The organism is Silvanigrella sp., from assembly GCF_044369315.1.
In the GTDB taxonomy this organism is placed as follows: domain Bacteria; phylum Bdellovibrionota_B; class Oligoflexia; order Silvanigrellales; family Silvanigrellaceae; genus Silvanigrella.
Genome location: NZ_JBIPMD010000211.1, coordinates 1 through 5519, shown reverse-complemented (window position 1 = coordinate 5519; position 5519 = coordinate 1). Strand labels below are relative to the sequence as shown.

The following is a 5519-nucleotide window of genomic DNA, read 5'->3' as shown; positions in this document are numbered from 1 at the left end:
AAAGTATGTTAATAACAAGGCGTTGCTCGTTGATGCTTTAGCTCAATCGGCAAATGGCGCAACTAATTCATCAAATCAATCATCAAATATAGTTAGTGATGCTTATAATTACAAAGATTTAAGTAAAAATGTAGATCCAAGAACTGGCGCTTTTTCGATATCTTATAAAGTGGGTGATATTGTTGGAAATGGCTTTGAAGATCCTACTTTTCCTCTTTCTATAAACTATTCCTCATTATCTCAATCTGACCGTTTTGGGATAGGAAAAGGATGGTCTTGGAACTTAACTTTTTATGATCCAAAAACAGGTATGCTGAATTTATCAAGCGGAGGGAGTTATAAGCTTGATATTGGACAAGGAAAGTTAAAATATTATAAATTAAATGATTTAAAAATTGAAATTGGAAGTATCTATTTAACTTTAAAATATAAAGATGGTAGAGAAGAAAAAATAGAAAAAACATTTGGAAATTTGGTTTCTATAACTAACAAAGAAGGCTATCAAGCCTCTTTTAATTACATTAATGGAAATAAATTAGAAAATATTAGTTATAAAGATTTAAATAGTGATTCAGATATAAAAAAAATTGAATTAATATATTCTAGCAACACATTTATTACAATAAAACTAAATAACGGAACTAATAATTTACCAACTACTACTTTAACAAAATCTAGTAATAGTAATTTATTAACTTCTATTAAAAACCCTTTATTACAAGAAGTTAATTTTTCTTATGGAGCCTCATCTGAAAAAGATTTTCCTACAGATTCTTTAATAACAAAAATTTCTTTTCCTACAGGAACTTCAGTAAATGTAACTTATTTAACTGGAGGGTTAAATTCTCCTCTAGATGGTATTTCTTTTCCTGCTGTTTCAAAAATTGAAACTAATTCTTATACATTGAAAAGTAATTCTAATAGACTTGGAATGAATTCAGAATCTATTTCATATATTTTTAATCAAGACTCATCAAACTATTTAGGAAAAGGTTTTACAGGATATAAAGAAGGTGAAGATACTTTATTTTATACGCCTAATACATATACCTATTCTTCCTTAGAGAGTAAAGATTCTCCTACAGGATCAAATATTAAAACAGAAAGAATATATAATCACTATCATCAATTAATTAGTGAAAAAATAAAAGAAAATGACAAGTTGATTCAAACAAAAGAATATACTTATCCAGATTGGAAAAGTAAAAACTTTGCTTCTCTTGATCCAAATTATAATTTTCCAATTGAAGTAAAAACCACTTACTATAAAAATGGTTTAAGTAGAATAGAAATTGTAAAAAATTTATATGATAATTCTGGGAATATTCTTAAAACTGTAGAAGCAAATGGAATAATAAAAGAATATCAATATTTATCAGCAGAAAAAACATTTAATGGTTTAATAAACTTAATAGAAAGAGAAATAAAAACATCTCCAATAGATAAAGTTAGTTTAATCACCGAATATAAATATGAAAATACAGAAAATTTAACAGGAAAAAAATTTCAAAGACTTTTAGCTAAAATTTATAGATATAATACAAATATTTGTGGAATAACTGATGAAAACTGCGGCAAAATTTATAAAACCGAAGTGAATACTTATAATAAGGAATCAAATAAATTTAATATTTATTCATTACCTTCAATTGTTAAAATTAAATCTGCTTCTGCTGGTAAATGTAAAGTTTCTATTAATAAAAATAGCTATTCATTAAATTCAAATTTTAATATTACGAATAAAGAATATATTGATTATAAAGGTAATATTCTAGCTAAAGAAATATCAAAATTAAATTCTTTTACTAAAAAAGAAGAAAATAAAATTGAAACAGACGGTAAAAATATATCTTATCAATATGATAATTTAGGTAGAATTTTAAAAGAAACAATCACATCTGTTAATGGTGAGAACTCTATATCTACAAACTATTTGTATTATTTAAATGATTCTAAATATGGCTTAGGATTTGGAACTTCTGCCGTATTCATAATGAATCCAAATGGATATGCCACATATAAAATAAACGATTCTTTAGGAAGAGAAATTCAAACTTTTTTACAATCTAAGAATGATAGTACATTCAATTTAATTTCTTCAATAAGTTATAATAGCACTGGTCAAAAAGATTCTCAAAATTTTTATGATATTGATAAAGATGGTTATAAATATCAAATTTCTACAAAATATAAATATGACGTTTTAGCAAGAGAAAACATGGTAGTTTCTCCAAGTGGAGAGACTAAAGTAACAAATTATGACGATGCTAAAAATAGCACTGAATCCTATATGATATCAAATACAGGAAATTTATCTTCAATAAGTCTATCGTATTTTGATTTAAATAAAAAACCAATTCGACTTGAGTTATTTACTAAAGATAGAACATTATTTAGCAAGAGTTCAAGTGTATTTGATGGATTTGGAAATTTAGTTGAATCTACCGATGTAAATGGAAATGTTGTTAAGTTTAAATACACCCCTTTGTCTCAAAAAATTCAAGATATTTATTCAGATGGTAGAAAAATATCTTACGATTATGATCCATTATTTAATGATAAAATAATTAAAAAATCAGTAATAACATCGGACGGAACTATATATACATTGGGATCAAGAGAATATGATTCAATTGGTCAATTAATAACTGAGTCAGATTCATATGGTAAATCTATAAAATATATTTATGATTTATATGGTAATGTTACAAGTAAAATATTAAGATCAGGTAAAGAAATAAAATATTTATATAATGGATTTAATAAATTAATTAAAAAACAAGTATCGGGTGAAGAATCTAATTATACAACAAATTATGAGTATGATTCATTTTCTATGTATTTAGTTAATATGGTTGATTCAACTGGTAAAACAAAATACAATACTTTTAAAGATGGTAAATTAAAGTCTGTTGTATATCCTGATGGAAAAACGATTAGTTATGAATATAATTTACAAGACTACCCAGTTACGTTAACTGATATTAATCAATTAACGTCAAATTATATCTTTAATAAAATAAACGGTCGATTAGAAAAAATTCAATTCAATTCGAAAGAAGGAAATTTTCAGGAAGAAAAATATTTTTATGATGATTTTGGAAGAATATGGTATAAAACTCTTCCAAATAGCACAAAAATTTCTTATTCATACAATTCAATGGGTGCTTTAAACTCTTTATCATATACAGATGTAAATAACTCTAATATTCTTTCCTATACATATTCATATAATATAGATATGAATATTGCTTTAAGAAATAGATATAGTTATGATTCAAATAAAGTTGACTCCCAAGAAAATTATACTTACGATTCATTAAATAATCTTCAAAAATATGATTGCTCAGGTTCTTTATGCCCAAGAGATACAAACGGAAATATTATAAAATCTGAAGAATATTCTTTTGACGCTTTAAATAATATTAAAACAGCAAGAGTTAAATACTCTGATTCTACTCCAGATAATTTAACGACATATAATTATAATAAAACAGATGGAGTTAGATTAGAAGGTTATACAACAAATGGTTTAAAAAATACATCTTCTACTTTAGAGTATGATGAAGATGGAAATATAATTAAAGATGGAAATGATAATAAATTAGTTTATACTCCATTTCAAAGATTATCCAAATTTATTACTAAAGATAAAACAATAGAATATAATTACAATGGTTCCGGAGAAATAATATCACAAAATGATAGTGAAAATGGTTTAGTTAAATTTTATTACAATGGAAATAAAGTTTTAAATGAAAATTCAAATGGAAAAGTAGTAAGTTATTTGCAAATTAATGGATATATTATTGGTAAAGTAAACCCTGGTGGAGTTTACCAATTTTATTTAACTGATCAAGCTAGAAGTGTTATTCGCGTTATGGAAGGTTCAAAATTATTAACTAAGAATTTTGTATACACACCATACGGAGAGCAATTTGATGTTTCAAATGCTGCTGTAAATTCTCCTAAATTAAGTGATATTGGTTTTAATGGAGAAAGAACCGATGGAAAATCAGGTTACCAATTTTTAGGTAAAGGTTACAGAGCATATAACCCTGCTTTAGGAAGATTTATGCAATATGATACTCAATCTCCATTTGGAAAAGGTGGAATTAATGGGTATATATTTGCTGAAAATAACCCAATAATGAAGTTTGACCCCACAGGCGAAAATGCTGCAAATGTGATGCTAGGTGTTGGACTTGGTTTGTCTATATTAGGAATATTTCTTTCCATATTTACTTTAGGTACAACTTTAGCTCCTGCAATAGCCGGAACAGCAGCTTTAACGGCAGCAGATATTGCGCTAACTGTTGCAGCTTCTGCTGGTATTGCTTCAAGTGTCATTGGTATAACTGGACAAGTTTATGGAAAATTAGCAAGTGATGCAAATGCTGCTGGAAATAAAGCAGATGCAACAAAATATGGGGACATCTCTTATGCATTAGGATGGACTTCATTTGCGTTGGGTATGGCTGCAAGTTCAGTGGGTATCGGTCTTGAGGTTTCATCTTTGGTTGGCGTTGCGTCGGCGGCAAAAAATACTTCTGATAATATTATTAAATTGAGTGCTTCTAGTGCCAGTAAATTACCGAAAAATTATTTATCTGATATGTATGATATTCCTAATGCGGTAAGAGCGAGTTCACAATTTAAATATACAAAAATGATTATGGGATATACGAGTGATGCTGCTTGGATTGCTGGTAAAGGTTTTGGAGAAGCATCAAGAAATGCGGGTAAAGCTGGTGATAATGAAAAATCAGATTTATATGGAAAAATAGCAACTAATATTTTTTGGATATCCATATCTACAGGTTGGGTTTCAGCAGGTATGTCTTTATTTAAGTCTCCACTTACTTATAAAACAACAGTAGATAAGTTAAATGCTGATGGTATGTAAAAAAGGTTTAAGATAAATGATTAAGAACTAAATAAAAATTTTAGATCTTAATACTTATGTTATTTGGCAATTAGATTATTTAATTTTAATGTTTTATAAACTGAAAAATATAATAATTACTACCATAACCCATTTATAATTATTGTAATATATTTAATAATTATTTGTGTTGACAAGTAAACAAATCTTATTTATATAGACCCTTGATCCCAATGCGTCTTTTTTATAAATGCTCTAAATTAAATTATAATAATTCATTAAAAATTAAATTTGACATTGAATCTATATTAATTTAATAAATAACTGATAAGGAATGAATCATGCGTTCTAAATTTTCAGCTCGTTTTTTTGTAGCACCATTCGCATTATTTTTGGCATTAACTATGTATATTTCAGATGCTTCATCAGAGCAATTTGAAGCAGGACCTAAAAAAATAAGAATTTGTACACTTGATGACTGCTAAAATAAAAAAAATAAGAATTTTTATTTTTTGATAAATTATATATGCCAGTTAAGAGTTGAGAATGTGTTTTTAGAAAAAGAATATGTACTTAAAAAGGCATGCAGAAAATCTTCCGAAAACATGGACAAGCAAGCCCTTTGTTGAACGGA

At 26.7% G+C, this 5519-nt stretch carries 2 protein-coding genes; both read left to right on the top strand.

Going from position 1 to position 5519, the window contains the following annotated elements:
• The coding region (locus ACIQ56_RS13765; protein ID WP_397601622.1) for an RHS repeat domain-containing protein at window positions 1-4906 on the top strand (4906 nt) is incomplete at its 5' end.
• Between the two features lie 320 nt (window positions 4907-5226).
• Window positions 5227-5370, top strand: coding sequence for a hypothetical protein (locus ACIQ56_RS13760; RefSeq protein WP_397601621.1), 144 nt, complete (start codon window positions 5227-5229; stop codon window positions 5368-5370).
• Window positions 5371-5519: the final 149 nt, after the last annotated feature.

Bases quoted from the DNA above. Each gene is read 5' to 3' on its own strand.
- ACIQ56_RS13760 (WP_397601621.1), top strand. From the start codon at position 5,227: ATGCGTTCTAAATTTTCAGCTCGTTTTTTTGTAGCACCATTCGCATTA.